General features: G+C 47.4%; 25 protein-coding genes and 1 pseudogene. 20 read left to right on the plus strand and 6 right to left on the minus strand.

The window, feature by feature from the left end; genetic code table 11:
• Nucleotides 1-25: 25 nt before the first annotated feature.
• The 5 genes from add to fabI all read left to right on the plus strand — a co-directional run bounded on the left by add (nt 26) and on the right by fabI (nt 4305).
• Entirely contained in the window at nt 26-1087 is a 1062-nt protein-coding gene (gene add, locus AB4Z29_RS04530) for an adenosine deaminase (RefSeq protein ID WP_441941899.1), read from the plus strand.
• A gap of 165 nt (nt 1088-1252) precedes the next feature.
• Entirely contained in the window at nt 1253-2200 is a 948-nt protein-coding gene (locus tag AB4Z29_RS04535) for an ADP-ribosylglycohydrolase family protein (protein ID WP_441941900.1), read from the plus strand.
• 15 nt (nt 2201-2215) lie between these two features.
• Entirely contained in the window at nt 2216-2755 is a 540-nt protein-coding gene (locus AB4Z29_RS04540) for a hypothetical protein (RefSeq protein ID WP_441941901.1), read from the plus strand.
• A gap of 61 nt (nt 2756-2816) precedes the next feature.
• A complete protein-coding gene (locus AB4Z29_RS04545) occupies nt 2817-3275 on the plus strand; it encodes a GNAT family N-acetyltransferase (RefSeq protein WP_441941902.1) in 459 nt (152 codons plus the stop codon).
• Between the two features lie 253 nt (nt 3276-3528).
• The gene (gene fabI, locus AB4Z29_RS04550; protein ID WP_441941903.1) at nt 3529-4305 is read left to right on the plus strand and encodes an enoyl-ACP reductase FabI; all 777 of its coding nucleotides are present in this window, start codon (nt 3529-3531) and stop codon (nt 4303-4305) included.
• Nucleotides 4306-4399: 94 nt separating this feature from the next.
• On the opposite strand, the gene nagZ is transcribed toward fabI, so the two are convergent.
• Nucleotides 4400-5680 carry a beta-N-acetylhexosaminidase gene (nagZ, locus tag AB4Z29_RS04555; RefSeq protein WP_441941904.1) on the minus strand — a complete coding sequence of 427 codons (1281 nt, stop codon included), beginning with the start codon at nt 5678-5680 and terminating at the stop codon, nt 4400-4402.
• Nucleotides 5681-5901: 221 nt separating this feature from the next.
• On the opposite strand from nagZ, the pseudogene AB4Z29_RS04560 reads away from it, so the two are divergent.
• Nucleotides 5902-7100, plus strand: a pseudogene (locus tag AB4Z29_RS04560) (oxalate decarboxylase family bicupin).
• A gap of 49 nt (nt 7101-7149) precedes the next feature.
• Here AB4Z29_RS04560 and AB4Z29_RS04565 read toward each other — a convergent pair.
• Nucleotides 7150-7512: a winged helix-turn-helix transcriptional regulator gene (locus AB4Z29_RS04565; RefSeq protein WP_246431695.1), complete on the minus strand. Its 363-nt coding sequence runs from the start codon at nt 7510-7512 to the stop codon at nt 7150-7152.
• Between the two features lie 172 nt (nt 7513-7684).
• Between AB4Z29_RS04565 and AB4Z29_RS04570 the strand changes: the two genes are divergently transcribed.
• The 5 genes from AB4Z29_RS04570 (at nt 7685) to AB4Z29_RS04590 (ending at nt 11737) form a co-directional block, all read left to right on the plus strand.
• Nucleotides 7685-8878, plus strand: a complete 1194-nt coding sequence (locus AB4Z29_RS04570; RefSeq protein ID WP_441941905.1) for an MFS transporter — start codon at nt 7685-7687, stop codon at nt 8876-8878.
• A 25-nt stretch (nt 8879-8903) separates the two neighbouring features.
• Nucleotides 8904-9743 (plus strand): aldo/keto reductase, encoded by an 840-nt coding sequence (locus AB4Z29_RS04575; RefSeq protein ID WP_441941906.1) that lies wholly within the window; start codon nt 8904-8906, stop codon nt 9741-9743.
• A 224-nt stretch (nt 9744-9967) separates the two neighbouring features.
• Complete coding sequence (locus AB4Z29_RS04580) at nt 9968-10369, plus strand: MmcQ/YjbR family DNA-binding protein (RefSeq protein WP_441941907.1); 402 nt, start codon at nt 9968-9970, stop codon at nt 10367-10369.
• A gap of 41 nt (nt 10370-10410) precedes the next feature.
• Nucleotides 10411-11166 carry a phosphoribosylformimino-5-aminoimidazole carboxamide ribotide isomerase gene (gene hisA / locus AB4Z29_RS04585; RefSeq protein ID WP_441941908.1) on the plus strand — a complete coding sequence of 252 codons (756 nt, stop codon included), beginning with the start codon at nt 10411-10413 and terminating at the stop codon, nt 11164-11166.
• 97 nt (nt 11167-11263) lie between these two features.
• Nucleotides 11264-11737 (plus strand): hypothetical protein, encoded by a 474-nt coding sequence (locus AB4Z29_RS04590; protein WP_441941909.1) that lies wholly within the window; start codon nt 11264-11266, stop codon nt 11735-11737.
• A gap of 66 nt (nt 11738-11803) precedes the next feature.
• Here the strand turns inward: AB4Z29_RS04590 and AB4Z29_RS04595 are convergent, their stop codons facing one another.
• Genes AB4Z29_RS04595 through AB4Z29_RS04605 form a run of 3 tightly spaced genes read right to left on the minus strand, consistent with a single transcriptional unit; the run spans nt 11804 to nt 12867 of the window.
• The gene (locus AB4Z29_RS04595) at nt 11804-12025 is read right to left on the minus strand and encodes a hypothetical protein (protein WP_441941910.1); all 222 of its coding nucleotides are present in this window, start codon (nt 12023-12025) and stop codon (nt 11804-11806) included.
• 30 nt (nt 12026-12055) lie between these two features.
• The gene (locus tag AB4Z29_RS04600) at nt 12056-12268 is read right to left on the minus strand and encodes a hypothetical protein (protein ID WP_183561426.1); all 213 of its coding nucleotides are present in this window, start codon (nt 12266-12268) and stop codon (nt 12056-12058) included.
• Nucleotides 12269-12285: 17 nt separating this feature from the next.
• Nucleotides 12286-12867: a hypothetical protein gene (locus AB4Z29_RS04605; protein WP_441941911.1), complete on the minus strand. Its 582-nt coding sequence runs from the start codon at nt 12865-12867 to the stop codon at nt 12286-12288.
• A gap of 273 nt (nt 12868-13140) precedes the next feature.
• Here AB4Z29_RS04605 and AB4Z29_RS04610 point away from each other — a divergent pair, with 273 nt between their 5' ends.
• From AB4Z29_RS04610 to AB4Z29_RS04625, 4 genes are all read left to right on the plus strand, one after another.
• Nucleotides 13141-13665 (plus strand): YfiT family bacillithiol transferase, encoded by a 525-nt coding sequence (locus tag AB4Z29_RS04610; protein ID WP_441941912.1) that lies wholly within the window; start codon nt 13141-13143, stop codon nt 13663-13665.
• A complete protein-coding gene (locus tag AB4Z29_RS04615; RefSeq protein WP_441941913.1) occupies nt 13666-14061 on the plus strand; it encodes a GNAT family N-acetyltransferase in 396 nt (131 codons plus the stop codon). It abuts the gene before it with no gap.
• Between the two features lie 85 nt (nt 14062-14146).
• The gene (locus AB4Z29_RS04620; protein WP_441941914.1) at nt 14147-16279 is read left to right on the plus strand and encodes a GMC family oxidoreductase; all 2133 of its coding nucleotides are present in this window, start codon (nt 14147-14149) and stop codon (nt 16277-16279) included.
• 262 nt (nt 16280-16541) lie between these two features.
• Nucleotides 16542-17402, plus strand: coding sequence for an AraC family transcriptional regulator (locus tag AB4Z29_RS04625; RefSeq protein ID WP_441941915.1), 861 nt, complete (start codon nt 16542-16544; stop codon nt 17400-17402).
• Nucleotides 17403-17481: 79 nt separating this feature from the next.
• Here AB4Z29_RS04625 and AB4Z29_RS04630 read toward each other — a convergent pair whose 3' ends face one another.
• Nucleotides 17482-18312 (minus strand): helix-turn-helix domain-containing protein, encoded by an 831-nt coding sequence (locus AB4Z29_RS04630; RefSeq protein ID WP_441941916.1) that lies wholly within the window; start codon nt 18310-18312, stop codon nt 17482-17484.
• A 116-nt stretch (nt 18313-18428) separates the two neighbouring features.
• On the opposite strand from AB4Z29_RS04630, the gene AB4Z29_RS04635 reads away from it, so the two are divergent.
• The 5 genes from AB4Z29_RS04635 (at nt 18429) to AB4Z29_RS04655 (ending at nt 26124) form a co-directional block, all read left to right on the plus strand.
• Nucleotides 18429-20684: an FAD-dependent oxidoreductase gene (locus tag AB4Z29_RS04635; protein ID WP_441941917.1), complete on the plus strand. Its 2256-nt coding sequence runs from the start codon at nt 18429-18431 to the stop codon at nt 20682-20684.
• Between the two features lie 73 nt (nt 20685-20757).
• The gene (locus AB4Z29_RS04640; protein WP_441941918.1) at nt 20758-22293 is read left to right on the plus strand and encodes a response regulator transcription factor; all 1536 of its coding nucleotides are present in this window, start codon (nt 20758-20760) and stop codon (nt 22291-22293) included.
• A gap of 34 nt (nt 22294-22327) precedes the next feature.
• Complete coding sequence (locus tag AB4Z29_RS04645) at nt 22328-24106, plus strand: sensor histidine kinase (protein ID WP_441941919.1); 1779 nt, start codon at nt 22328-22330, stop codon at nt 24104-24106.
• Nucleotides 24107-24301: 195 nt separating this feature from the next.
• Nucleotides 24302-25270 (plus strand): ABC transporter permease, encoded by a 969-nt coding sequence (locus AB4Z29_RS04650; protein WP_441941920.1) that lies wholly within the window; start codon nt 24302-24304, stop codon nt 25268-25270.
• Complete coding sequence (locus AB4Z29_RS04655; RefSeq protein ID WP_441941921.1) at nt 25264-26124, plus strand: carbohydrate ABC transporter permease; 861 nt, start codon at nt 25264-25266, stop codon at nt 26122-26124. The genes AB4Z29_RS04650 and AB4Z29_RS04655 overlap by 7 nt, the downstream gene beginning before the upstream one ends.
• Nucleotides 26125-26175: the final 51 nt, after the last annotated feature.

Genomic DNA, 26175 nt, shown 5'->3' on the forward strand with positions numbered 1-26175 from the left:
GAATATACCGAGAGGGGACTTGGCAATGACGTTAATCAATGAACATTCGACAGCTGTGGGGACGTTATTGTCCCAGCTGCCAAAGGTCGATCTGCATGTACACCTAGATGGGAGCGTGAAGCCTGATACGCTGCTGCAGCTTGCGAAGGAGCAAGGAAATCCGTTAATGTTCACTTCGGATGCTGAATGGCTGTCCAATATGCAGGTAAGCGAGGATTGTCAAAGCTTAAAAGAATATTTAAGTAAATTCAGTTTCGTATTGCCTTATTTGCAAACCGCTACGGCGATTGAAAGAATAGCTTTTGAGGTTGTAGAGCAAGCTGCCAAGCAGCGGGTAAAATATATCGAGGTTCGATTCGCCCCACAGCTTCACCGCCAAAAGGGATTGTCCATTTATGAAGTGATTGAATTTGTCCTTAAAGGACTGCGTCGCGGTGAGCAAGCTTTCGGAACGACAGCAAGAGCAATCATCATTTGTATGAGAAACCATCCGTATGAGATGAATAAGGATGTGGTGCAGGAAGCCGGGCGATTCCATAATAAAGGGGTCGTTGCCGTAGACTTGGCAGGTGATGAAGCATCGTTCCCGGCAGAGCTGTTTCTTCAACTGTTTGCTGATGCGCGGCAATTAGGCTTACCCGTAACGATTCATGCTGGAGAAGCAGCCGGTGCCGAGAACGTGAAGGTAGCCGTCACTGGCTTAGGAGCTTTGCGGATTGGGCATGGCGTGCGGATGCTGGAGGATCCGAGCGTCGTAGCGCTTGTCAAGGAACGCCAGATTCCGCTTGAGATGTGTCCGCTAAGCAACATGCAGACCAAAGCCGTCACTGGCTGGGCAGCTTATCCATTGCGGCAGTATTTGGAGCAGGGGATCGTCGTTACGGTCAATACGGATAATATGACAGTCTCGGATACGACCCTTCAGAAAGAATATGAACGGTTGATCACAAATTGCGGTCTTACCATAGATGATATCGGTACGATCATTATGAACGGCTTTAAAGCCGCTTTCTTGGAGGAACGCGAGAAGGCGCGTTTAATCGTACAGGTTGAAGCGGAATTAAGGGAATTAGGACTGCAAGTGTAACAGCCTGAATAAGTCAAATTAACCGTATAAAAGGCTTCACATCGAATAGTAGATGTGAAGCCTTTTTGCTGTGCACAGCGGTTTTAGGTTTCGAATTAATCGCTTAATTGTTATACTTATAGGAATTGCAGGGATTAGACGGAAAAAACGGGAGGTTTTGCTTCAATGTTACAATCAAAAGTTCGCGATGGCATTATCGGACTATGCGTGGGGGACGCGCTTGGCGTGCCTGTTGAATTCCAATCACGTCAGACGCTTCGCAATAAACCATTGACAGACATGATCGGCTACGGTACGCATAACCAGCCCGCTGGCACTTGGTCGGATGATAGCTCGCTGGTCTTCTGTTTGATGGAGAGTGCCGCTGCCTTTCCTCAAGTCGATCTGTATGACATCGCAGAACGTTTCGTCATGTGGTTGGATAAAAATGAATGGACGCCRCATGGCGTTGTATTTGATAGGGGAATCGCGACTGCTTCGGCAATCGAGCGATACAAGGATTTGTGCATTCGTCCGGATCTGGCGGGAGGAATAAGCCTAAATAGCAACGGGAATGGTTCATTGATGCGAATATTACCGCTTGCTTATTGGTTCAAACATGAAACAGCGATGGATCGGAAAGAGCTTGTTGCAAAGATTTCTTCGATAACGCATGGACACCCCATCTCCCAAATCTCATGTGTCATTTACGTGGAACTGGCGATTCAATTAATCGAAGGCCAATCGCTGGCGGCCAGCATTAGCAGTATGCAGGAAACGGTATTGACGTTATACAAGGATGAGCAACCACATAATATGAAACCCTTCGAACGAATGCTCAAAGGCGATCTTGCGCTATTGGATGAAGGGGATATCGAATCCTCCGGGTATGTCGTACATACGCTTGAAGCTAGCCTATGGAGCTTGCTTAAGTCGAGCAGCTATTCCGAAGCTGTACTGCGTGCCGTTAATTTGGGTGAGGATACGGATACGACAGGGGCGGTAACAGGAGGTCTAGCTGGATTATTGTACGGAGAGGAAGCTATCCCGAGTGATTGGATTCGGCAGCTTGCTAGACTGGACGATATTCAAAAGCTATGCAACCGTTTCGAAGAGGCAATTCGCCCAACATAGTAAGGTGGAGATGAATTGGAAGACCATTTACCGATAGCAAAGCGGCTGTTTGCCGAATATTACGGGAATTATTTTCAAATGAGCCGGGCTGGTTATTATGAAACATATAAAGGCTATGAAATAACGAAAGAGCAGGAAACGAAGTGGTATGAGGAGCTCATTGCCAAGAACGTTGGCGAGCTGTCGATTCGAAATGGGGATGCTTTGGCTGAGCTGGTGTCTATTGCCAAAAATAAGCCGGATAACCTCATCCTCCACCATGTCATTACATTCGCAGACAGGCATGTTATGTCATCAGACAGCATCGTGAAGCTGATGTATGCGGAGAATATCATTGCAATCGTAAAGCTTGTGAGAAATGATGCGGAGACGGAGCTGCTTCATCGAGCCTTTAAAGCGGCCGCTGATTTATTGGACGATATTATGACCAAGCCGCTTATTGTCGATCCCGGGCACGAGCTTCAGTCTCTAGGCTTAAAGGATAAGCGAGGACTAAACCTTCGAGCAGCTAAAAGCATCGATATGATTAAGGAGCTGCTTGCTTCAGATCAATAATGTTGGCAGCACTAGCAGCACAAACATAAGTAGTTATCCTATTTAATGAGGAGAATAGAGCATGGAAGGATTAGTATTAAATAATGTGTCACCTGATCATGCGGATCTTCAGAAGTTGATTTGCCTTCTCGACCAGGATTTATTGCAGCGATACCCACAGGAAGAAATTTTCGGTCTCGATTTCTCGGATGAGAATATTAGTGATGTGAGTTTTCTCGTTGCTTATTTGTACGGCATTCCTGTCGGCTGCGGAGCTATTAAGCCCTATGATAAGCACTCGACTGAGCTGAAGCGTTTCTTTGTTGAAGAGCCCTATCGCAATAAAGGGATTGCTAGGGAGCTGTTATCAGAGCTGGAAATGAGAGCGAAATCAATGAATTTCCGAAGCATGAAGCTTGAGGCAGGAGAGGCGCAGCCGGAAGCGCTGGGTTTTTATCGGAAGCATGGGTATGAGGCTATCGATCGTTTTGGCCCTTATCAAGATAATGAAAGCAGCGTTTGTTTAGAGAAGCAGCTTTAGGGCTAGTCTGCCTATTGTCATATGGGAGGAGAGCGAATGAACCTTAAGCCTCGTAAAAGGATCTATTCGTATGTACGGCAAATATGAAGCTGGAACAGAATTCGAAGTTGAATATCACTCCGCGAATCGGTAGTATAGAACAGTGGCGGAGATAACAAGATAGGGGTCAGGCTTACAAAAGCGTATAACCGCGTTATTGCGCGGTTAAACATATACGATTCCAACGTTTGGACGAAAGACTAGGAGGAGCAGCATGTCTAACTTAATGAATGACAAAGTAGTTGTAATTATGGGAGTGGCCAATGATCGAAGCATCGCTTGGGGAGTTGCTAAAGCGTTGCATAAGCAAGGAGCAAAGCTGATCTTCACGTATCGCAAGGAAAGATCCTTGGATAAGCTGAATAAGCTGCTCGAGCAGCATCAAATCGAAGCGCTGCAAAAGGTTTCTTGTGATGTGCTTGATGATGCTAGTATCATCGCCGCATTTGACGAAATACAGAAAACCACCGGCATTATTCACGGACTCGTGCATTCGGTTGCTTTTGCCGAGAAGGACGAGCTTCAAGGTGAATACGTTGATACGACTAGAGACGGTTATTTGCTGGCGCAAAATTCAAGCTCTTACTCATTAGTTGCAACCGCTCGCGAAGCGAAGAAGCTGATGACCGAGGGTGGAAGCATCGTCACTCAAACCTATATCGGCGCAGAGCGCGTAGTGAAAAATTACAATGTGATGGGCGTAGCGAAGGCTGCGCTTGAAGCGAGCGTCATGTATCTTGCCGAGGATTTGGGTAAATACGGAATCAGAGTAAATGCGATATCGGCTGGTCCGATTCGCACACTTGCTGCAAAAGGCGTTTCCGGCTTCAACGACATTATGTCTACAATTGAAGAAAGAGCCCCGCTTCGACGAAACATTGATCAAGATGAGGTTGGCGATGCAACCATGTTTCTGCTGAGCAGCTTATCCCGAGGCATTACTGGCGAGGTGCTGCATGTCGATGCAGGATACCATATCCTTGGATTATAAAAGATTGGTTTCATGGTTTCTTTGAATCGAGTTATTCGAAGTACGATGTAAAAAACAGGCACAGCCCTCATCAATAGGGCTGTGCCTGTTTGGTTTATTTGGCCTGCAAAGCCTGATTGATTTGGCTGTTGACCGCTTTCAAATCAATTGTGGCGATGGACTTGTCCTGCAGCTCATACTTTTGTTTGAGACTCAATATGCGATAAACGCTTTTATCGAGCATTTCCTTAGCAATAGCACCATCGCGTGCAGCAAGCTTCAATGCTTTGATTACGGAAATTTGCGTTTTGTAATCATGACCGATCAGGATGATATCTGTACCTGCTTGGATCGATCTGACTGCCGATTCCCCAACGTCGAAATGCTCCGTAATGCCGCCCATTGTCATATCATCGGTAATGACGACCCCGTCATAACCTAATTCCTCGCGAAGCAGATCGGTTACGATGGTTTTGGAAAGGGAAGCGGGATACGTTTTGTCGAGTTTCGGAATGAGCAAATGCGCGACCATGATGGCATCAGCCTTTTGCTTAATAGCCTCCTTGAAAGGAAGCAGCTCGAATGCTTGAAGCTCGGCCATAGATTTGTTCACGACTGGCAAATCGAGATGAGAATCAACGGAAGTGTCGCCATGCCCTGGAAAATGTTTCACAACCGCGGCCACTTGTTCAGACTGGATGGCTTTCATCGTCTCGATACCGTGAGTCGTAACCGTCTTGGCATCTGTACCAAAGGAACGGTTCCCAATAACAGGATTGTCAGGATTGCTGTTAATGTCTAGAACCGGAGCGAAATCCATATTAAAGCCAAGCGAGCGAACTTCGGTACCGAGCGCGGAACCGACTTCGCGAGTGTAAGCGGCATTGTCTCTTTTGCCAATCGTGGCAGCAGGCGGTATTTTCACAAAGTCATCAGGCATGCGGCTTACTTTTCCGCCTTCTTGATCGATGCTTAGCCAAAGCGGTGCTTCATTTTTTGTATTTCTTTCCTTCAGCGCATTTAGAAGCTTAAGCGTTTGGTTAGGATTGGTAATGTTGTTTTTATAGAGAATAAAACCGCCTACATGATAAGTGTCAATCAGCTCGGTCGTCGGAGCCTGCAAAGTAGTTCCTTCCACGCCGACCAGCACGAGCTGGCCAATTTTTTCATCCAACGTCATCGCAGCTATTTTTTCTTTGAGAGGATCATTGGCTGCCGTAGGTTCGGTGGTGGGCGACTGCACCGGTGCCGTAGTGGGGCTCGTGTTAGGCACTGGAGAAGCAGTTGTAGGACTCGTAGTAGCCACTGGAGAAGCCATGTTATTAGTAACGTTATTCTGTCCGCATCCGATGCATAGCATGAGGAGCGAGAGACTGGCAATGAGTTGCTTGATCATCAATAAAACCTCCTTTTTGCAATATCCCCTTGTTCAGCAGAACGCATACCACTGCATTGTCTATCATTTGACGCTTGGACGTTTTAGGATGTTGCAGCCTCAAGCAGACATTCATGGCTTAAGCGGCGATGGCCTTAGCATATTTCAATGATGTCGAACATAGGTTGTAGAGGTCAATTATGCAAATTGGGGCTTACTTATAGGGTAAAAGGAGGACTAAAATGGAAGAAGATGAAAGAGAACAGGCTATGATCGGACAAATCCCTCAGCCGATCAGGCGGAGCGACGGGGCGGGCAACATAGACCTTGGTCCACGTGACATTATGCGGGATATGGAGAACCCGAACATGTTGGTTCCGCCTGTTACCGATTCGGGGCTTTTACCGAACCTGAGGTTCTCCTTCTCGGATACGCATATGCAGCTCAACAATGGCGGATGGTCTCGAGAGGTTACCGTACGTGATTTTCCCATTTCGACTACGATTGCCGCAGTCAATATGAGCCTGACTCCCGGCGGTGTGAGAGAATTGCATTGGCATCAGCAGGCCGAATGGGCTTATATGCTCGTTGGCAGCGCAAGAATTACGTCTGTCGACCAATTAGGCCGGAACTTTATTGCGGATATCGAAGAAGGCGATTTATGGTATTTCCCTCCAGGCATCCCTCATTCCATTCAGGGCCTAGAGAAGGGATGTGAGTTTTTACTCGTATTTGATGACGGGAACTTCTCCGACCTTAACACCTTGTCCATTTCCGATTGGTTTGCTCATACGCCAAAGGATGTGCTTTCAGCAAATTTTGGTGTCCCAGAGAATGCTTTCTCGCATATTCCTTCTGACCAGGTGTACATATACCAAGATCAAATTCCAGGATCGATTGAGAGCCAGCAGGTTCCTTCTCCATATGGCACCATTCCGCTCAGCTTCAAGCATAGATTGCTTGCGCAGACGCCTCTTCGAACATCAGGCGGGACCGTGCGCATCGTGGATTCAACGAACTTTCCGATTTCGAAGTCGATCGCAGCAGCCCTGGTGGAGGTTGAGCCTGGCGGGATGAGGGAGCTGCATTGGCATTCGAACAATGATGAGTGGCAGTATTACTTGTCCGGCCAAGGACGCATGACGGTCTTTGCAGGGAACGGAGTTGCCCGAACCTTTGATTACCGAGCGGGAGATGTCGGCTACGTCCCGTTCGCCAACGGACACTACATTCAGAACACGGGTGATCAATCGTTATGGTTTTTGGAAATGTTCAAAAGCGATCGTTTCGTCGATGTATCTTTGAACCAATGGATGGCATTTTGACGCCACGCGAGCTCGTACAAAGCAATTTGAATGTCGGTGATCAACTGCTAGACGCATTGCGAAAAGAAAAGTGGCCGGTCGTTAAATATCCGGGGTACGGCTACCCTGTCAAATAAAGCGTACCTAAACCATTTTCAGCTGCCCTTCGGCATGCTGGAAATGGTTTTATTTATTGAAGATGTTCTCTTCGAGGACATCATGCTTATCACCGAAAACCTTGATCAAATGATGCTCTCCCCATGCGGAAAGCGAATCTAAAATGCTTTTTAAGCTTTGCCCGTAAGGCGTCAGCTGATACTCGACCTTAGGAGGCACCTGATTATATACGATTCTTTCAATAATGCTGTCATCTTCAAGCTCTCTCAGCTGCTGGGTGAGCATTTTCTGGGTAATTTCCGGAAGCAGGCGCTTAAGCTCGCTCGTCCGTTTCTTGCCATGCGTTAAGTGGCAGAGAATAATGCACTTCCATTTGCCCCCGATGACCTCGAGTGTTGCTTCCACGGGTACGTTGTACTTCTTCTTGATCAATGTCATTCTCCCCTATAGCTTGATACATGTACCGATACAGGTACTAATAAGTACCTATAGTACTTTTAAGTACGTACTAGTTATTTTTCATTGCATAAACGATAATAACATTCATCGGCCGATCTAAGCTACAACTATTTGCATCATTAGAAAGGGATTGGGGAGAAGCATCATGACGATAGAGAAAAGAAGAAGCACCTTAGCCTTGCTTGCACTGGCAGTCAGCGCATTTGCTATCGGAACGACTGAATTTATAAGCGTCGGTCTGCTGCCGCTTATATCGGAGGATATGCATATTTCGGTTACGACAGCAGGTTTAACGGTTACATTATATGCCTTGGGCGTTACCTTTGGCGCACCGATCCTCACATCCTTATCGACAAAAATACCGAGGAAGGCGCTGCTGCTATGGATTATGGTAATCTTCATGATTGGCAATACGGCGGCAGCTGCAGCGCCAACCATTGAGCTGCTGCTGATAGCGAGAGTAATATCAGCTTTGTCACATGGCGTGTTCATGTCGATCGGCTCTACGATCGCTGCAGATGTGGTACCTCAGAATCGCAGAGCAAGTGCGATCGCCATCATGTTCACAGGCTTAACCGTTGCAACGATTACTGGCGTTCCAATCGGGACATATATTGGACAACAGCTGGGCTGGAGGGCCGCTTTCGTAGCGATCGTCATTGTAGGCCTTATAGCTTTTATTGCGAATAGCATACTTGTTCCGTCTGATTTACGGAAAGGAACACCAATTACGATGCGCGAGCAGTTCAAGTTGTTCACGAACGGGCGGCTCTTGCTCATGTTTTTAATTACGGCACTAGGCTACGGCGGTACATTTGCCGTCTTTACTTATTTAGCCCCTTTGCTCCAAGAAATATCCGGCTTTCAAGAGAAGCATGTCACTTTGATCTTGCTTGTCTACGGGATCGCAATCGCAATAGGCAATATGATTGGCGGGAGGCTTGCTAATCGAAATCCACTTAAAGCATTGTTCTATATGTTCATCATTCAAGCGATTGTACTATTTGTACTGACCTTCACCGTATCATTCAAGGTTGCGGCGCTGCTTACGATCATATTAATGGGTCTCTTTCACTTCATGAATGTGGCTGGACTTCAAGTTTATGTGGTCATGCTGGCTGAGCGAATTATGCCTGGCGGGGTGGATGTTGCATCCGCTATTAATATAGCAGCATTTAATGCAGGAATCGCGATGGGTGCTTATTTAGGCGGCGTCGTTACCGATTCAATGGGATTGATTCATACCCCTTGGTTTGGCGGCATTATGGTAGTAGCTGCCGTCATTTTGACAGGCTGGAGCATGAAGCTCGAACAAAAAGATAGGACAAAAGCAGTTTAAACATAACTTAGGAGGTTTACATGTAATGAAAAACTTACAATCGACGACAACGCTGCACAATGGGATCAAGATGCCATGGTTTGGATTAGGTGTCTTCAAGGTGGAGGAAGGGGCTGAGCTTGAGAATGCCGTTGCCTCCGCAATCCGAAATGGTTATCGAAGCATAGATACGGCGGCCATTTACGGAAACGAAGCAGGAGTCGGACGTGGAATTGAGCAAGGTCTGCGCCTTGCAGGGATTGAACGATCCGAACTTTTCATTACTTCTAAAGTATGGAATGCCGATCTTGGTTATGACGCCACGCTGGCTGCATATGAGACAAGCTTAAGCAAGCTTGGTTTAGAATATTTGGATTTGTATTTGATCCATTGGCCTGTGGAAGGAAAGTTTGTTGAAGCATGGCGAGCCCTTGAGCATCTATATGAGCTGGGCCGCGTAAAGGCAATCGGTGTAAGCAACTTTCAGCCTCACCACATTGATACTCTCATGATGGATGCTAAGATAAAGCCAATGGTCAATCAAGTGGAATATCATCCGCGGCTGGCGCAGCTTGAGCTAAGAAATTATTGCAAGCAACAGGGTATTCAGCTCGAGGCGTGGTCGCCGCTTATGCAGGGCCAATTGCTCGATAACCCGCTTCTGCGCCAAGTTGCAGCAAGATACGATAAATCGGTCGCGCAAATTATTTTACGATGGGACTTGCAAACCGGTGTCGTGACTATACCGAAATCGACCAACGAAGAACGGATCATAGCTAATGCGGCTATTTTTGATTTTGAACTATCGGAAGCAGACATGGAGCTAATCGCCGGCATGAACGAAAATGTCCGTGTCGGGCCGGATCCCGATCATTTTGATTTTTAATGGAATGGGACGAATAAGACGAGAACGATGTATATAGTAGCAAACAAACAGCCAAGCAGGTAATAAAAGGAGTGGCCTCAGTTTCTATGACAGAGGTCACTCTCAAACCCTGCTTGGCTTTTTTGTATGTGAATCAGGCAAGAGGCTTGAATTAAGAAGCGCAAAGCTTGTTTCATGTGATAAAATATGTTCATGAGTCATCGATTCGGATGGAGGGATTCCGCTTGAAGCTTGATGATGCTGGCGAGCTTGATTCATTTAATGAAATACTGGGGCGCGTGAGGGAATTGTGTTTGTCATTCCCAGGCACGAGTGAGAAATTGAGCCACGGAGCTCCAAGCTTTTTTGTTGCCGAGAAAAAGTCATTCGTGCAATATCGTCACAATCACCACAACGACGGTAAAGTTGCCCTTTGGTGCGCCGCGCCGCCAGGCATGCAGGCATTGCTAATCGAGTCGGAACCGTCCGTTTATTACCGTCCAGCCTACGTTGGGCATTTGGGATGGATTGGCGTTAGGTTAGATCGAAGCATCGAATGGGAAGAGCTTGTTGGGGTCATTCAGGAAACATATCTGACGAGAGCGCCTAAGAAGCTTATTGCGATGCTGAAAAAAGCAGGCTCATAGAAAATATACATACACAGAATATAAAGAATAGAGGAATGACATTGAAGTTTAGACCTTGTATCGATTTGCATGAAGGCAAAGTAAAACAAATTGTCGGAGAGTCATTGAATACTGAAATTATAGAAAATTTTGTTTCGAAGCAGGATTCGGCTTTTTATGCAGAGCTCTTCAAGAATGACGCGTTGACTGGAGGGCATGTCATTATGCTCGGAGGGGGCAATGAAGCAGCAGCCGTTCGGGCACTGGAGCAATACCCTGGCGGTTTGCAAATAGGTGGCGGCATAACAGCGGACAACGCTGCTTTTTATTTGGAAAAAGGGGCATCCCATATCATTGTGACTTCTTATATTTTTAAGGATGGACAACTTAACGAGGAGCATCTCTCTAAAATTGTGGCGGAGGTTGGGGTTGATCGCTTAGTTATCGATCTTAGCTGCAAAGAGAAAGACGGCAAATGGTACGTTGTAACAAACCAATGGAAACAGTTCAGCGATTTCGAAGTAAACCAAGACAATATTCGATTTCTTGAGCAGTATTGCAATGAATTTTTGGTACATGCCGTGGATGTGGAAGGAAAGCAGCGAGGCATTCAACAAAGTCTCGTAAGCGCACTGGCTGAATGGGCGAGCATTCCAACGACTTACGCAGGGGGAGCCAGATCAATCGAGGATATGGACCAATTCGATAAGCTGTCGAATGGGAAGCTGGACATTACAATCGGCAGCGCGCTTGATATATTTGGCGGGCATCTATCCTATCAAGAAGTTGTAGCTTACAGCAAGAATAAGCAAGCCTAAACGGCCGATGTATCCTATTCCGCGAAGCCTGTTCACTAGCTAACTTCCGGTTAGCTAGTTTTTCATATCGGCTTCGGCTGCGAGGGAGGAATGGATATTGGAACGATGCAATGGCAAGCAGGAAGGTGTTGAAGCGATGAGACCGGATCATTATAAGCTCATGTATGAGTTCGTACAGTGGGCAGGGACGCAAGCGCATATCGAAGGAATTGCTTTGGTTGGACCATGTGCTGACGATGAGAACGAGGAAAATGCGAATTTGAGCTTTCTGCTCATTACGGATAAAAAGAAAAAGACGGTTGAAGCGATTCTCCATCAGTTTCCATTTGAACCGCTCGAGCAAGCATCCATAGAAGAACATGGGATGCTAACATCGATTAAAGCAGTGTACGCAAGCGGCATCGATGCTGATTACGGCGTCGCAGGGGAAGAATGGCTGAGTCAACCTCTAGAGGGTGAGCTGGGAGCTGCTCTTTCGATGGGATTTAAAGTCATATGGGAGAGCGAAGGGCTGTTTGATGGCCTGCATCGTGCCATAGTTAATTATATTGCTGAGCAAATGATGTCATGAACGCATAGCATTTCATACTCAAGGCTGGCTCAGCAAGGTTAATCACCTGCCTTACCAGCCTTTCGATTATGAGGGGAATGAAAATGTGATTAACTCTGAAGCTAGCACATAGGTGGTTTCACCTGTTGAATTAGCCAAAGTAAGGAAATTAGCATTAAAAGCAAGTAATATTCCTGACTTCATCCCATTGGATGTCGTGACTTCTATTTCTTTGCCTTGATTGCTTTTTAACAATCCGTATAATGCAGTGCCAGGGAGAATGAGAGAACCTTTCGTTATAATCGCCATTGTCCGTCTTCCTTTCCATGATGCTCGGTATCATTCAACGGGATTCTCGTGAACATAAACGATGTTCGCATAGAAGATACGGATTTCGTAGAGGAACTTTTCTTGCTCGAAGGAAACAAGTATGAAATCATTTCCTACCTGATCCAGCCTGCCAATGATGGCAACTTGGCCATAACCGTTGGTCATAACGAAAACCTCCTTGCCCAGCAAGGGAAGCAAATCGCCGGATAGTGTTGTCGACATGAGCAGACACCTCTTTTCTAGGTTGGCTGGGTTAAAAGCTCGATATTCGTAATATAGCCAAGTGGAATCGTCATTTGGGTACCGGAAAGAGATTCGATTCGAACAAGAGTCTCCAATACGGTAGTAACCGTTCCGGCAAATCCAGTAGGCTGTCCTGGTGTCATCACGTTAATGACGGAGCCTAGTTCCAAAAATCCGTTAAGGATAGACATCAGCTCGGTGAAATCGGTTGAGCCGGGAGTTCCGGGCGCCCCCTGTATGCCTTGAGCACCTTGTGGTCCTTGAAGACCCTGGGACCCTTGAGGGCCAGCTGCTCCAGCCAAACCCTGCAAGCCTTGTGCTCCTTGTGGTCCTACTGAACCACTTGGTCCGCTTGTGCCTGAAGCGCCGGGAGTGCCAGCTGGGCCGATTGTGCCCTGCAGTCCAGTCTTGCCTGTTGCGCCAGCTGGACCTAGTAATCCTCTTGGACCTACAGCAATACGGTGTTTGTGCCTCAAGCATGATTTTGTTTTTTGTTTTTTCCTGCAGCATACCTTTTTTTTCTTGTTCAAGCTCGAGGTACGGCGCTGAACCCGTGTAGATTGGGATGAAGCTATCAATATATGATCCCTCCTAAATCGCTACTGCCTTCTATATATGTATCCGAAAGAGGCTGTAAACGGACTAGGGATTACACCAATTATAGGAGCTGTTGCGATAGTTAGGCCTCATTTCATAGATTTCCAGCACAACCCATCGGTAGGTTAAAGAAGGGTTTAGAATGTTGAAAAATACGGACTATTCAGAAAACGGTTTAAGCTGTATAATCATGAAAATAATGAGGCTGCATTAGGATAATAAAGCGAAAATGATGCGGAGAAAGAAGGACTCATATGGATGAAAAATACCCAATTGGCACATACAGTTTTGATGGAAAGATATCAGCAGATCAACGCCGAGCTTGGATAAGTGAAATCGAACAGCTGCCAAAGCGATTAATAGAAAGCGTTGCTGGTCTTCAAGGGTCGGAGCTGCAAACACCATATCGAACGGGTGGCTGGAGCATCATCCAAGTTGTCCATCATATCGCTGATAGCCACATGAATAGTTATATTCGGTTCAAGCTTGCTCTGACGGAGGAGACGCCTACAATAAGGCCTTATTATGAGGATCGTTTTGCAGAGCTTCCTGATTCTCTAGATGCTGACATCGAGCCGTCGCTAATTCTCATTACACAATTGCATAAAAAATGGGTTACATTGCTTGAGTCGTTGAAAGATGAAGATTTCCAGAAAGCTTTTTATCACCCGGAATCGAAAGAAACGCTGCATTTGGATTATACGCTTGGCAACTATGCTTGGCATGGCAACCATCATGTTGCCCATATCCTTGCTGCCAGGGAAAGGATGGCTCAATAAATGATCAACTATTATTCAGATCGAATCATTACTGCTGCTGATTTGTCGCTTGTGTTCGAAAGCTCAGGAATAAAAAGACCTTATCAGGATTTTGCGCGCTTGGACAAGATGATCGAGCATGCGGACTTGATCATAAGCGCATGGGATGGCAGCAAGCTAGTGGGTATCGCTCGGTGCTTAACGGACTATGTCTATTGCTGCTATCTCTCGGACCTTGCCGTGAACCGCGATTATCAAAGGCTGGGAATCGGGAAGCAATTAGTTGAACATGTGAGAGCTGCGCTTGGTCCATCCGTATCGCTAGTCCTTCTTTCGGCACCGACCGCAACGGAATATTATCCACGCATCGGATTTACAAAAACGGATAAATGCTTTCTTATACCAAGAGAGAGTTGAGCTTTGCCTATGAAATTCAAGGAGGAGCGTTCATGAGGAAGAGTCAATGTGCTGCTGCTGAATGTCTTAGGATGGTGGTAGCTGGATGAGTATGGGCGATCAAGAGTATTTTCCAATCGGAATTTCTGAGATGTTGAAATCGGTTGCGGATCGGATGGTTCCGGAGGATGCCTGGCCGTCGGCGGCCGGCAGCGGCGTTCTAACCTACCTAAAACGTAGAGCTGCTGAGGATGTTACAACATGGACGGATGTGATCGAACCTGGACTTCACGCATTGGAAGCTGAAGCCTTAGCACTTCATGGTCAATCATTTTCACAACTGACTGCTCACTTGAAAGATAACATGCTGCTGGATGCCGAGAAGGATTGCTTTGAAGTCTGGCCTGTATCGTCGAAACGTTTCTTTGACACTTTATTATCTCTAGTTATCGAAGGTTACTATGGAAGTCCTGATGCAGGCGGGAATAGAGAAGCTAAGTCCTGGGATATGATCGGCTTTCGTCCAGGCCCCGTATCTCCTAGCGATACGCCTGTTCCCGAAACGGATTTGCCTCAGAAAACCTTCGATCAGCTTCGAGAACATTATGATGTTGTCATCATTGGAGCTGGGGCCGGCGGCTCGGTGGCGGCAGCTGTCCTTGCTGAATCGGGGCTTCACGTTCTTATCGTTGAACGCGGAAGCTGGCTTCCATACAGTCAGGTAGGCAGCGACCATTTGCGTAACCATCGATTCAGCAAATATGGACATAATACAGGACCAGAATTAGAAGGCAGCCCTCGTACCATTCTATTGGCAAGCGGAGCCGAACGGATTACCGCGCCTCTGGAAGGTGACTATCATAACAATGCAATGACTTTAGGCGGAGGAACAAGGATTTATGGGGCGCAGGCTTGGCGGTTTCACCCCGATGACTTCCGCATGGCGAGCCGCTATGGAATACCAGATGGGAGTTCGCTTAGTGATTGGCCGATTCGCTATGAGGATCTTGAACCGTATTACGCAAGGGCCGAGTGGGAGGTCGGGGTCTCAGGCGATGGGCTTGCCCACTCAGGGCGAGGGAAGCGGCAGCAGGCTTATCCGATGCCTGCACTTCCGCTTACGCTGGAAGCTCAACATCTCGCTCGTGGAGCAGAGAAACTGGGATGGGACGCTGGGCCGGTGCCTCTCCTCATCAACTCCGTTGATCGTGACGGTCGACCGGCGTGTGGACGCTGCGGCCAATGTGTCGGATTTGCTTGTCCGACCAACAGTAAAAATGGCGGCCACAATACGATGCTGGTTAGGGCTATCGCTACAGGTAATTGCGATCTGATCTGCGATACCATGGCGGAGCGTATCGAAACCGAGGGCGGAAGACACGCTACCGGAGTTCGCCTTGTGCGGCAAATGGAGGGGATGATTCAGCGACGTTTAGTGAAGGCCGGTCATGTTGTGGTTGCCGCCGGAGCCATTGAAAGCGCTCGCCTCCTTCTCAGTTCCGCAACGGAATCGGAACCGAATGGAATTGGCAATCAGAGCGGACAAGTAGGAAGAAATCTGCAAGGCCATGTTTATTCCGGCGCTTACGGCCTCTTTGACGAACCGATTCAAGACGGTCTTGGACCAGGAGTGAGTATTGCCACCTTCCGGTTTGATCACAGTAATGAAGGCGGAATTATTGGTGGCGGTCTGCTTGCTAACGAGTTCACTCGCCTGCCGCTCATTCACTGGTATCGAGCGCTTGCTCCGAACGCGGCGCGATGGGGAAGTGCAGGCAAGCAATCGATGCGTGAGAGTTATTTGCGCACCAGCCAAATTCAAGGACCGATTCAAGAAATACCGAGCGCCGAGTCCCGGGTACGCCTGTCTAAGACGGTCAAAGATCGCTTCGGCATGCCTGTTGCTCAGCTCTCCGGAAGTGTCCATCCTGAGTCACTTCGGGCTTCTACTCTGCTGGGGGAGCAAGCGGAGAAATGGCTCTGGGCCTCTGGGGCACAGGAGGTGTGGCGAACACAGCCAGGCGGTGGATTAAGTGCCGGCCAACATCAAGCTGGCACGCTCCGCATGGGAAACGACCCTTTGACTTCCGTCACGGATCCTCTGGGTCGCATTCATGGCTACGACAATCTCTGGGTGAGCGACGGTTCTGTACATGTGACCAATGGCGGCGTCAATCCGGTGTTAACGATTCTTGCCCTGGCTTTTCGAACGGCAGAGAATGTGGTAAAGCAAGGGTAGTGTAGTTGATTGGCATGGCCTTATAAAGACGTTTAGTGCTAGGCAGGTGGCTTCCGTATTCATTAGGAGTCACCTGTTTTTAATAAGATTTTAATTTCAGTCATCAGACGCCTTTAGAAAATATTGATTTAGATTAATAGGTAATCGATTATCTGGCTAACAGAAGCAGTTTTATGTCAGCGTCTGTCTTACGACCGCACGCAATGACAGGCAGGAACTACCTAGGCGTGATACCATGTTCTTAGAAAGGAGTTTTTTACGAATGGAATGGCTGAATCGGATGATGTCGGCGCTCGATATGATGGAAGCGAAGATGGAGGAGCCTCTGGATATTTCGGAACTTGCGAAGGCAGCGTGCTCCTCGCCCTATCATTTTCAGCGAATGTTTTTTATGCTGACAGGCATGACCGTGGCTGAGTACTTTCGGAAGCGACGTTTGACCTTAGCGGCGCAAGAGCTCGCGTTGTCCGGTCCGAAGGTGATTGACGTCGCCATGAAGTACGGTTACGAATCGCCCGAGTCGTTCTCCAAGGCGTTCCGCAAGCTACACGGCATTTCACCCTCCGAAGCTAGGAATTCCGGCGTTCAGCTGAAAGCCTTTCCTCGCATCTCTTTCCACCTATCACTGAAGGGAGACAAAGAAATGGACTACAGAATTGTGCAAAAAGAGGCTTTCAACGTCATAGGGAAATCGATCCAAACCTCTACAAAAGAGGGAGAGAATTCAACTGAGATTCCGAAATTTTGGCAAGCAAGTCACGCGGATGGAACTGTCGGAAGAATCGCTGCCCTAGGAAAAACGCAAGACATGCTCGGACTCTGCTATGATATGCAGCTGGATGGCGAAGTTTTTAACTATGCGATTGCGGTAGAGACTGATGCGGCAGTGTCCGACAACTGTTTTGAAGTCATACCAATTCCTGCAGCCACTTGGGCTGTATTTACCTCCACCGGCCCAATGCCCGGAGCGATTCAAGAGATTTGGGGCCGTATCTACCAAGAATGGTTCCCGGCTACGGGATATGAGCAAGCCGAGGGACCCGATTTCGAGCTTTATCCGCCGGGTGATACGATGTCCGAAGATTATAGCTGCGAGGTATGGATTCCGATTACAAAACGATGAAGGATAAGATCAAAGCTATTACGCGTTAAGCAGTCCACAACGAGTCATATCGTTCTGGACTGCTTTTTCATTCCAACGATTAAACCCGATTCCTATTACGATATTCAGAAGGGCTTATCTTCATGTTTTTGGAAAATACACGGCTTAAATAAAATCCGTTGTTGTAACCGCATGCTTGAGCGATTTGCTCTAATGAAAGCTGAGTTTCGGTTAGTAATGATTTGGCTTGATCTATACGAAGAGCGGAAAGGTATCGAGAAGGCGTTATACCTACGCTGCGCTGGAACCTCCGGCTAAGCTGAACCGGGCTAATGCCCAGCTCATCTGCAAGATTATGCATGCTGAAATCCTGAAAGCAATGCTGATGGATAAAAGTCTGCGCTTGTTCAATAAGCGAATCAGTAAGCGCGGTATCCCGGTTGTCATTGTGGCTCTCAACTTGCCGGCAAAATTGCCAAATATCATTCAGCAGATGATTATTCCAATAGTGATTCTGATCATCGATATAGCTGGATTGCTGCTTTAGGCTATCCATGTTGTCAGCGAGTCGACTTCGGTGCTTTATGCTTAATTTGTAGGACGATTGCGATAGCTGAAGCTGAAGCTCTTGCTCTTGTTCTTTCACGGATTGTGCTTCGCATGCTACGGAGCTGAATGAAAACCCGATGAAATGAAAGGTCAATACTTGGGTGACATCACGCTGAAAGCGAAAACCCGGCGGACAGACAATCACGTCTCCGACTCGTCCCGTTCCCTCTATTTCCCCAATTCGGTACGAGAAACTTCCGCTCTCGACCGCGAACATTACCCATAGATCATACGTATCTACGTTTAATTGAAAATCGGCCTTGTTATTCCAATATTTATGATGTGAAAGAATGGGATAAAGGCTAAGACTATGCCTTGTCACTTTCTACACCTCCACGATGAAATATAGTATATGGCTATATGATAGCGTAGTGCATGTTAAATCACTAGCCCCCATATTATGATGAGACTAAATCGATAATTTGGAGGTAATGCCTAATGAAAAGCGAACGTATTAAATCAGATATTACGGTTATTGGAGGTGGTCTGGCAGGGGTTTGCGCTGCAGTTGCTGCTGCCCGTCTTGGGCAGACCGTATGCTTAATAAATAACAGACCGGTTCTTGGAGGCAATTCAAGCAGTGAGGTTCGCGTTTGGGTGTGCGGTGCAACAGCGCATGGAACGCAGCGGTATGCAAGAGAAACAGGCATCATGGGTGAAATGTTCGTCGAAAACCAATACCGCAATCCCGAAGGGAATCCCTATTTGTGGGATCTCGTTGTTCTGGAAACCGTTCTCGCGGAGAAAAATATTCGTTTGTTCCTTAATACAGATGTACATGAGGTGGAAGCGGAAGGACCAGAAGAGAACCGGGTCATTCACTCCGCAACAGGCTGGATGATGGGATCCGAACGAAAAATCCGTTTCGACAGCAAGATGTTTATCGATTGTACCGGTGATGGCCTTGTCGGTTTCCTTGCCGGAGCGAAATACAGTATTGGCCGTGAAGCAAAGGACGAGTACAACGAGGATTGGGCACCTGAGGTGGCAGATGACATAACGCTTGGCAGTACGCTGCTCTTTTATACGAAGGAAGCAAGCATGCCAGTCAAATATATTCCGCCTAGCTTCGCCAAGGACATCACTCAAACGTCGATTCCGATTAAAAGAGTCATCCGGAGCGGAGATTCTGGATGCCACTATTGGTGGATCGAATGGGGCGGGGAGCTGGATACCGTTCATGACAATGAACGGATACGTGACGAACTGTGGTCCGTTATTTATGGGATATGGAACTATATTAAAAATTCAGGCCAATTCGATGCAGATAATATGACATTGGAATGGGTGGGATCTATTCCAGGCAAACGGGAGTATCGCCGTTTCCTTGGCGACTATATGCTGAACCAGAACGATATTATTGCACAAGAGCCTTTCAAAGATCGAATAGCATTCGGGGGCTGGTCCATCGATCTTCACCCGCCGCAAGGCATGTACTCGGAAGAGAGCGGCTCGAAGCACCTATACCCGGATGGCATTTACCATATTCCGTTCAGAAGCTTGTATTCAAGCAATGTTCGCAATCTGATGTTTGCGGGCCGGGACATTAGCGCTACGCATGTGGCTTTCGGTACGACAAGGGTCATGGCAACCTGCGCCGTAATCGGGGAAGCGGCGGGGAGCGGTGCCGCGCTTGCCGTACAGAAAGGGATTACTCCGCGAAGGCTTCATGACGAATATATGAATGAATTGCAGCAGACCATGCTGCGGCAGGACGCGTCAATCATTGGCCTAGCAGGCGATGATCCGAATGATTTGGCGAAATCCGCCCATATTACTGCGTCTAGCACGCAAGAATGCATTGAAATTGAAAGCGCTTCTATAACACATGCCCTTGATAGCGATATCGGTATTCTGTTCCCGGTTCATCCGAGGCTGGCTTCGGTCGAGCTGCTCATCGACGCTAAGCAGAGTACGGCGCTTGAGGCTGAGCTTTGGCTTACGGGAAAAGGTGAGAATTACGTACCGAAGCAATGGATAAAGTCTGCTTCAAAAGCTGTCGAAGCGGGCAATAAGCAGTGGGTTAAGCTGGACTTGGAATGGGAGCCGGAGTCCGCCAGCAATGCTTTTGTCATCGTCAAAGCAAATGAGGCCATAACACTTCACGTTTCTGTTGAACCTTTAACCGGCGTGCTTTGCTTCGAGAAGGGACCTCGGCCGATCGTGTCCTCTTTGCTAGAGGATCATCAGCCCGATCAGCCGGTCGCACAGTGGAGCATGCGCAAATGGAACCGTCGACCTGTTTGTTTGCGAATATCGCCTAAATCGGAATGCTACGGAGCAGCTCAAGTTACTGACGGATATGTCAGACCTTACGCTGGCCCACATCTGTGGGTATCCCAACCAATATCTGCGAATTCGCAGGAATGGATACAATTAGTTTGGGAAAAGGAGCAGGAGATTGCTGAAATTCATCTAACCTTTAATGATGATGTCAATGAAGATTTAATTAACTTGCATCATCATCGGACGCCTTTCGCTGTCATTCCTGAAGTCGTTCAATGCTATCAATTAAAGGCCTTCGCAGCTGGAGAATGGGTCACGATCATCTCGCAGCAGAATAATCACAAACGAAAAAAAGTCCATAAGCTTGAAGAAACGGTTAAGACGAATCAACTCATGTTATGCATAGAAGAAACGAATGGAGGTTCGCGTGCGGAGGTTTACGAAATCAGAGTCTATGGCTTATCTTAAACTGTTAATGTTGGCAACACTTTCGTCATAGAATTGTACAGGTGGAGTGAAATGAATGAAAGGAGAGGATATCATGGCTGTGAAACCGTTGAACGTCCTGATTGTTGACGACGAAGTACCACTTAGGCAGGAGCTTCGCCTTTTCCCTTGGGAGGATTGCGGAGCTGTCTTGATCGGCGAGGCCGGGAACGGAGAGGAAGCACTTCAAATGTGCGGAATAACCGTACCGGATGTCGTGGTGACGGATATCACGATGCCGATCATGGACGGTTTAACGCTAATACGTGAGCTGAGGAAAAGATATCCTGCCGTTCAAATTATTTTACTGACCTGTCACAGCGATTTTCACTATGTCCAGGAGGCGCTTCGGCTTGGAGCGCTTGAATATTTATTAAAAGTATCCATGGAAGAAGAGGAAATGAAGCAAGCGCTGAACAAAGTAAGAGAAGCAATGGTAAAGGAACGCAGATCCATTAATAATGAAAAATCTGAACGTAGGCTGCTGCAGGCGGCAGCATTCGGAAAGCTATTGCGCGGTCAGGAGCTTAATGCCGACGAATGGCTGCCTTTCAAGCTGGATGGAAATGGCGCCTATATATTGGCACGCTTGGTCCTGGCTGCGCCTCATTCGGCATACATTCCCGCAAGGCAGCAGATTCAACAAACGTTGTTGGATAAAGAACAGTCCGATCCCAATTGGCTGACTTGGATGACAACGAGTGATAAGGAATATTTCGTGCTTATGAAGGCGCTGCATGCCGAGGAAGAAGCGATTGCATCACTCAGCGGAGTCGTACAAGCGTTGGAATACTGCTTGAAGGCAAAAGAAGTGCAGACCAATCAAATCGTGTGGGTGCACGCGATTGTCAGCGAACCTTTCGTGCAAGAGGAAGAATTGGCAAATGCACTGACTTCCACGACCGAATGGAAGGATGCCCTCTTCTACGACAGCTCGCTCGGAAGCAGCGTATGGAAGGGAAGACCACTCCCCATGCGGGAGATGACAGATCAGCTTGCGAAGGAACTAAATGAAAAGCTGCGAATGGCTAGCAGTTCTACTGAGTTCCTTAAGAATTGCATACAAGGGGAGCTGCAAAAGTGGTGCTATGCGATGCGAGTTCGGCCTCATCAGCTCAAGCAGCGCCTGCTGCATTGGCAGATGGATTGGTTGAAGGTTCACGACGGGTCTGAGCTTGATTGCATGGTTATCACGCAATTGATGGGAGCGCAGACCTTGCAGGAAATGATCGCATGTCTCATTGAGCATATGAATGAAATCGATCATGGAAGCTCACGCATCGAAATTCGCTCAGCAATACAATGGATTCAAGAGAATATGAAGCAGCCCATCTCCCTTCCGATTCTGGCTGAGCAGGTTGGCTTAAGTGCGCATTATGTCAGTCGGTTGTTTCGCGAAGAGACAGGCGACACAGTCAGTCAATATATTACGAGGCTTCGGATGGAGAAAGCGGTCGAGCTGCTGAAGCGAACGAATAAAAAAGTATACGAGATTGCGGAAGAGGTAGGAATCCCGAGCTATCGTTATTTTACCGTCACGTTTCGCAATTGGACTGGGGTGTCTCCGACAGATTATAAGCGGAATAAGTAAAGACCAGCCAGATGGAATACGGGGGTAGGAGCATTTGTCTAAGTTGTTCAATTGGTATAGTGGCCTGGGACTTGCTACGAAGCAGTTTATTTATTTATTCATCGTGACGTTATTTTTAGTGATGGTGCTTGCTTATCGAAATCTCAGTGAAGCTGAGGCTCTGATGAAAAATCAAGTGATTCGCGACGCCGAGCTGCTAGTAGGCCGTACAAATCAATATATCGATGCGAGCCTTGACAACGTTGAGAACATGCTCCTGCTTCTCTCGACCCGTTACGACCTGTTCGAGGATGGCAACGAAGCTATTGCCGCCGATACGCTGCGCAAATTCGCTGATTATAACAATTCGATTGCCAAAACATTGTATTTGGTTCGTACCGATGGGACGGTATACGCGAATGAGCAAGTCAATTATGATATCATCGGCAACCCTATGCTTCCGGAATTATATAAGCTGGCGCTTGAAAATTATGGAGCTATCAATGTAAGCGAGCCCTACTATTCAACCATGTCGGGTCACACGCTTGCTTATGTATTGCCGGTTACGGATACGCGCAGACAATTGCAAGGCGTAGTCGTTGCAGAGGTAAACCTGGATTCTTTAACGGAGCGAATTGCTCCGATGATCTACCAATCGTATGCGTTAATGACTAGGGATGGCAATATTATTAATAGGCTTGATTCTCGCGATAAAATGCTGCCTTATCAGGCTGGGGCATATCCCCCAGTGCTGCAAGAGAGCTTCCGTAAGCAGCTGGAAGCCGTTAAGGTCGGGGTTAGCAGGATCGAAGGCAATCAGCACGAAATGCTTGCTGTCGTGAAATCGACGACGAATCGGCTGGGCTGGTCCTTAGCGGCATTTATTGAAGAGGACTATTTCTACCAAGGCTTGCAGCAGTTAAATAATAACTACCGTACGGCCAGCGTCGTGTGGATGATCATTTTATTGTTAAGCGCCTACCTGCTTAGCAGATCCTTTACGAAGCCTATTCGCCGATTTGTGGAGAAAATGGATCGCTTACATGATGTGCAAATTGTCGCAAAGCTGCCGGTCACACGAAAGGATGAGATCGGCCGGCTGACACAAAGCTATAATGATATGCTTGAGCGAATTCAAACCTTGCTGCATAAAACGAAGTCGGCAGAGGAGCAGAAAAAGGAATATGAGCTGAAAATGCTGCGGAGCCAGATTGCTCCTCATTTTTTATATAACACACTCGCCTGCATTAGCAGCCTTGCCAAGCAGCAAAGGATTGAAGAGGTGCGCGATACGATCCGATCTTTGGTTAAGCTGTTAGCCTTCAGCTTTGATAAGCAATCGGAGTATGTCTCAATTGAAGAAGAGCTGGAAGGGCTTCGCATGTACATGCATATTCAACAGGTGCGTTATGGCGAGCAGTACACATACGAGCTCGATGTCGACCCAAGCCTGCTGCAATACCGGATTCTCAAGCTAACCCTGCAGCCACTTGTAGAGAATGCTTTGTTTCATGGCATTTCTCCGCGGAATGGAGGGCTTATTACCATTAAAGGAAAACTGGAGCGGGGAGTGATCAGGCTTTATGTTCGAGACAACGGCATCGGTATTTCACGAACCGAAGCTCGCAAAGCGCTTCATGACCAATTCGAGCAGGAACGCTCCAAATACAGATTTACCGGAATCGGCTTACGCAATGTGCATGATCGAATCCGTATCCATCATGGCGTTCCATATGGCTTGCGAATCGGAAGTACGCCTGGTGTTGGTACGGTTATCCGGGTAGACATACCCGTCCTCACTGAAAACGATGAACGATTAGGCATTATGGGCTAAACGGCCAAGTCCGTGGTTCAAGGCTGTCCCGAGGGACAGCCTTTTTGTATGGCAAGAAATTCAAGCAGCATGGAAATAAGAATGGAAGCATGATCTTTTAAATCCATACACTTTTTACGTTTTTATGTATATCGGCAATGGGAGGGACTGCTTATACTTAAATTATGAAAGCGTAACCACAAAAGGAGGGCTTACATGGAAGCCGATCAAAGCTTATTGCCTGCATCTCGGATACAGCCCACTCCGCAAAAGAGGCTGCAAGCGGTTCTTAGAACCGCCTGGCGATTCCGGGCATTCTACCTCATGCTGCTCCCAGGTGTCATCTATTTTATTATTTTCCGGTACTTCCCCATGTATGGAGTCATTATCGCCTTTAAAAACTTCGCGATCATGGACGGTATAACGGGCAGCGCCTGGGCTGACCCATGGTATAAGCATTTTAAAGAGTTTTATCAATCTCCTTATTTTAGCCAGCTGCTGTCAAATACGTTGTTGATTAGCTGTTACAAGTTAATTTGGGGGACCTTTCCTCCGATTATACTCGCACTGCTGCTCAACGAATGCCGCGTTCGTTGGTTGAAGTCCATTGTCCAAACGCTTACTTACTTGCCGCATTTCTTATCGTGGGTTATAATTTTCGGCATTCTGCTGACGCTTTTTTCTCAGAATGGCGGACTTATCAATCGCTGGATCGTGGAAGCGGGCGGTGAGTCCATTCCTTTCTTAACCTCAACGGACTATTTCCGCAGCATACTGGTCGGTTCCGAGGTTTGGCAAAACCTTGGCTGGGGCGCAATTATTTATTTGGCAGCAATGGCAAGCATCGATCCTACGCTTTATGAGGCGGCAAAAGTGGATGGCGCGAGCAGGCTGCGGATGATTTGGCATATATCGCTGCCGGGCATTCAAAGCATCATCGTTCTGCTCTTCATTTTGAAGCTAGGCCATTTGCTCGATGCAGGGTTTGATCAAATCTATATCCTGTACAACATACAGGTATATCCGGTTGCAGACATTTTGGATACTTGGGTGTACCGAACCGGCTTGCAGCAATTGAATTTCAGCTTAGCTTCGGCAGTTGGCTTGTTCAAATCGCTCATTGGTTTAATATTGGTGCTCGGAGCTAACCGGCTAGCGAAAAAGTGGGGTGAGGGAATATGGTAAAAAGCTTGGACGATAAGATATTCAATGGCGTCGTATACGTTATTCTCGGGTTATGCGGCCTTGCTGCCATATTACCGATGCTTTATGTGGTATCCGTTTCCGTTACTCCCTTCGGTGAAGTACTACGCAACGGCGGATTTATTTTGTTCCCGAGCGAGATCACCTTTTCTGCTTACAAGACGTTGCTAACCGAGTCGAATATCCCAAAAGCTTTTCAAATTACAGTCCTTATTACAGTTATCGGAACAGCAGTCAATCTCATCTTGACCGGCTTGATGGCTTATCCGCTCAGCCGTAAAAACCTGCCGGCTAGAAAGTTTTTTCTACTAATGATTGTGTTTACTTTATTGTTCAGTGGAGGCCTAATCCCAACCTACTTGGTCGTGAAATCGATGGGTCTGCTTGACTCGATCTGGGCGATGATTCTGCCAAACGCGGTGTGGAGCTTTAACGTACTTATTATGAAGAGCTTCTTCGAGGGGCTTCCCGAGGAGTTGTTTGAATCAGCCAGGATGGACGGCGCCAAGGAATTTCGGATTTTGCTCCAAATTGTCACGCCGCTCTCGATACCAGTCTTGCTTACTGTTGGTTTGTTCTATTTAGTTGGTCATTGGAATGAGTTTTTCCAAGCCATCTTCTATGTAACGGACCGAACGCTGTTCCCGCTCCAGGTCATCGTCAGAGAGATATTAATGCAAAGCCAGCAGCCGCTTGAGAATGCAGAGAACATTATGCCTACCCAGACGATGCAAATGGCTTCCGTTATGATTGCAAGTCTCCCGGTCATCGTAATCTATCCCTTCCTCCAAAAGCACTTTACGAAGGGAATGCTTCTCGGATCGATTAAAGGTTGATCTAGTCGCCGTATGGATAACTGGCCAGCTATACGGAACTATTCAATAGAT

It is taken from the genome of Paenibacillus sp. 2TAB23 (assembly GCF_052115165.1).
GTDB lineage: Bacteria > Bacillota > Bacilli > Paenibacillales > Paenibacillaceae > Pristimantibacillus.

Excerpts from the sequence above, each read along its gene's own strand:
- AB4Z29_RS04655 (WP_441941921.1), top strand. The coding sequence starts at position 25,264 with ATGGTAAAAAGCTTGGACGATAAGATATTCAATGGCGTCGTATACGTT.
- AB4Z29_RS04640 (WP_441941918.1), top strand. The coding sequence starts at position 20,758 with ATGGCTGTGAAACCGTTGAACGTCCTGATTGTTGACGACGAAGTACCA.
- AB4Z29_RS04600 (WP_183561426.1), bottom strand. The coding sequence starts at position 12,268 with ATGTCGACAACACTATCCGGCGATTTGCTTCCCTTGCTGGGCAAGGAG.
- AB4Z29_RS04595 (WP_441941910.1), bottom strand. The coding sequence starts at position 12,025 with ATGGCGATTATAACGAAAGGTTCTCTCATTCTCCCTGGCACTGCATTA.
- AB4Z29_RS04635 (WP_441941917.1), top strand. The coding sequence starts at position 18,429 with ATGAAAAGCGAACGTATTAAATCAGATATTACGGTTATTGGAGGTGGT.
- AB4Z29_RS04575 (WP_441941906.1), top strand. The coding sequence starts at position 8,904 with ATGAAAAACTTACAATCGACGACAACGCTGCACAATGGGATCAAGATG.
- AB4Z29_RS04620 (WP_441941914.1), top strand. The coding sequence starts at position 14,147 with ATGAGTATGGGCGATCAAGAGTATTTTCCAATCGGAATTTCTGAGATG.
- AB4Z29_RS04545 (WP_441941902.1), top strand. The coding sequence starts at position 2,817 with ATGGAAGGATTAGTATTAAATAATGTGTCACCTGATCATGCGGATCTT.
- add (WP_441941899.1), top strand. The coding sequence starts at position 26 with ATGACGTTAATCAATGAACATTCGACAGCTGTGGGGACGTTATTGTCC.
- fabI (WP_441941903.1), top strand. The coding sequence starts at position 3,529 with ATGTCTAACTTAATGAATGACAAAGTAGTTGTAATTATGGGAGTGGCC.
- nagZ (WP_441941904.1), bottom strand. The coding sequence starts at position 5,680 with ATGATCAAGCAACTCATTGCCAGTCTCTCGCTCCTCATGCTATGCATC.
- AB4Z29_RS04570 (WP_441941905.1), top strand. The coding sequence starts at position 7,685 with ATGACGATAGAGAAAAGAAGAAGCACCTTAGCCTTGCTTGCACTGGCA.
- AB4Z29_RS04610 (WP_441941912.1), top strand. The coding sequence starts at position 13,141 with ATGGATGAAAAATACCCAATTGGCACATACAGTTTTGATGGAAAGATA.
- AB4Z29_RS04615 (WP_441941913.1), top strand. The coding sequence starts at position 13,666 with ATGATCAACTATTATTCAGATCGAATCATTACTGCTGCTGATTTGTCG.
- AB4Z29_RS04625 (WP_441941915.1), top strand. The coding sequence starts at position 16,542 with ATGGAATGGCTGAATCGGATGATGTCGGCGCTCGATATGATGGAAGCG.
- AB4Z29_RS04650 (WP_441941920.1), top strand. The coding sequence starts at position 24,302 with ATGGAAGCCGATCAAAGCTTATTGCCTGCATCTCGGATACAGCCCACT.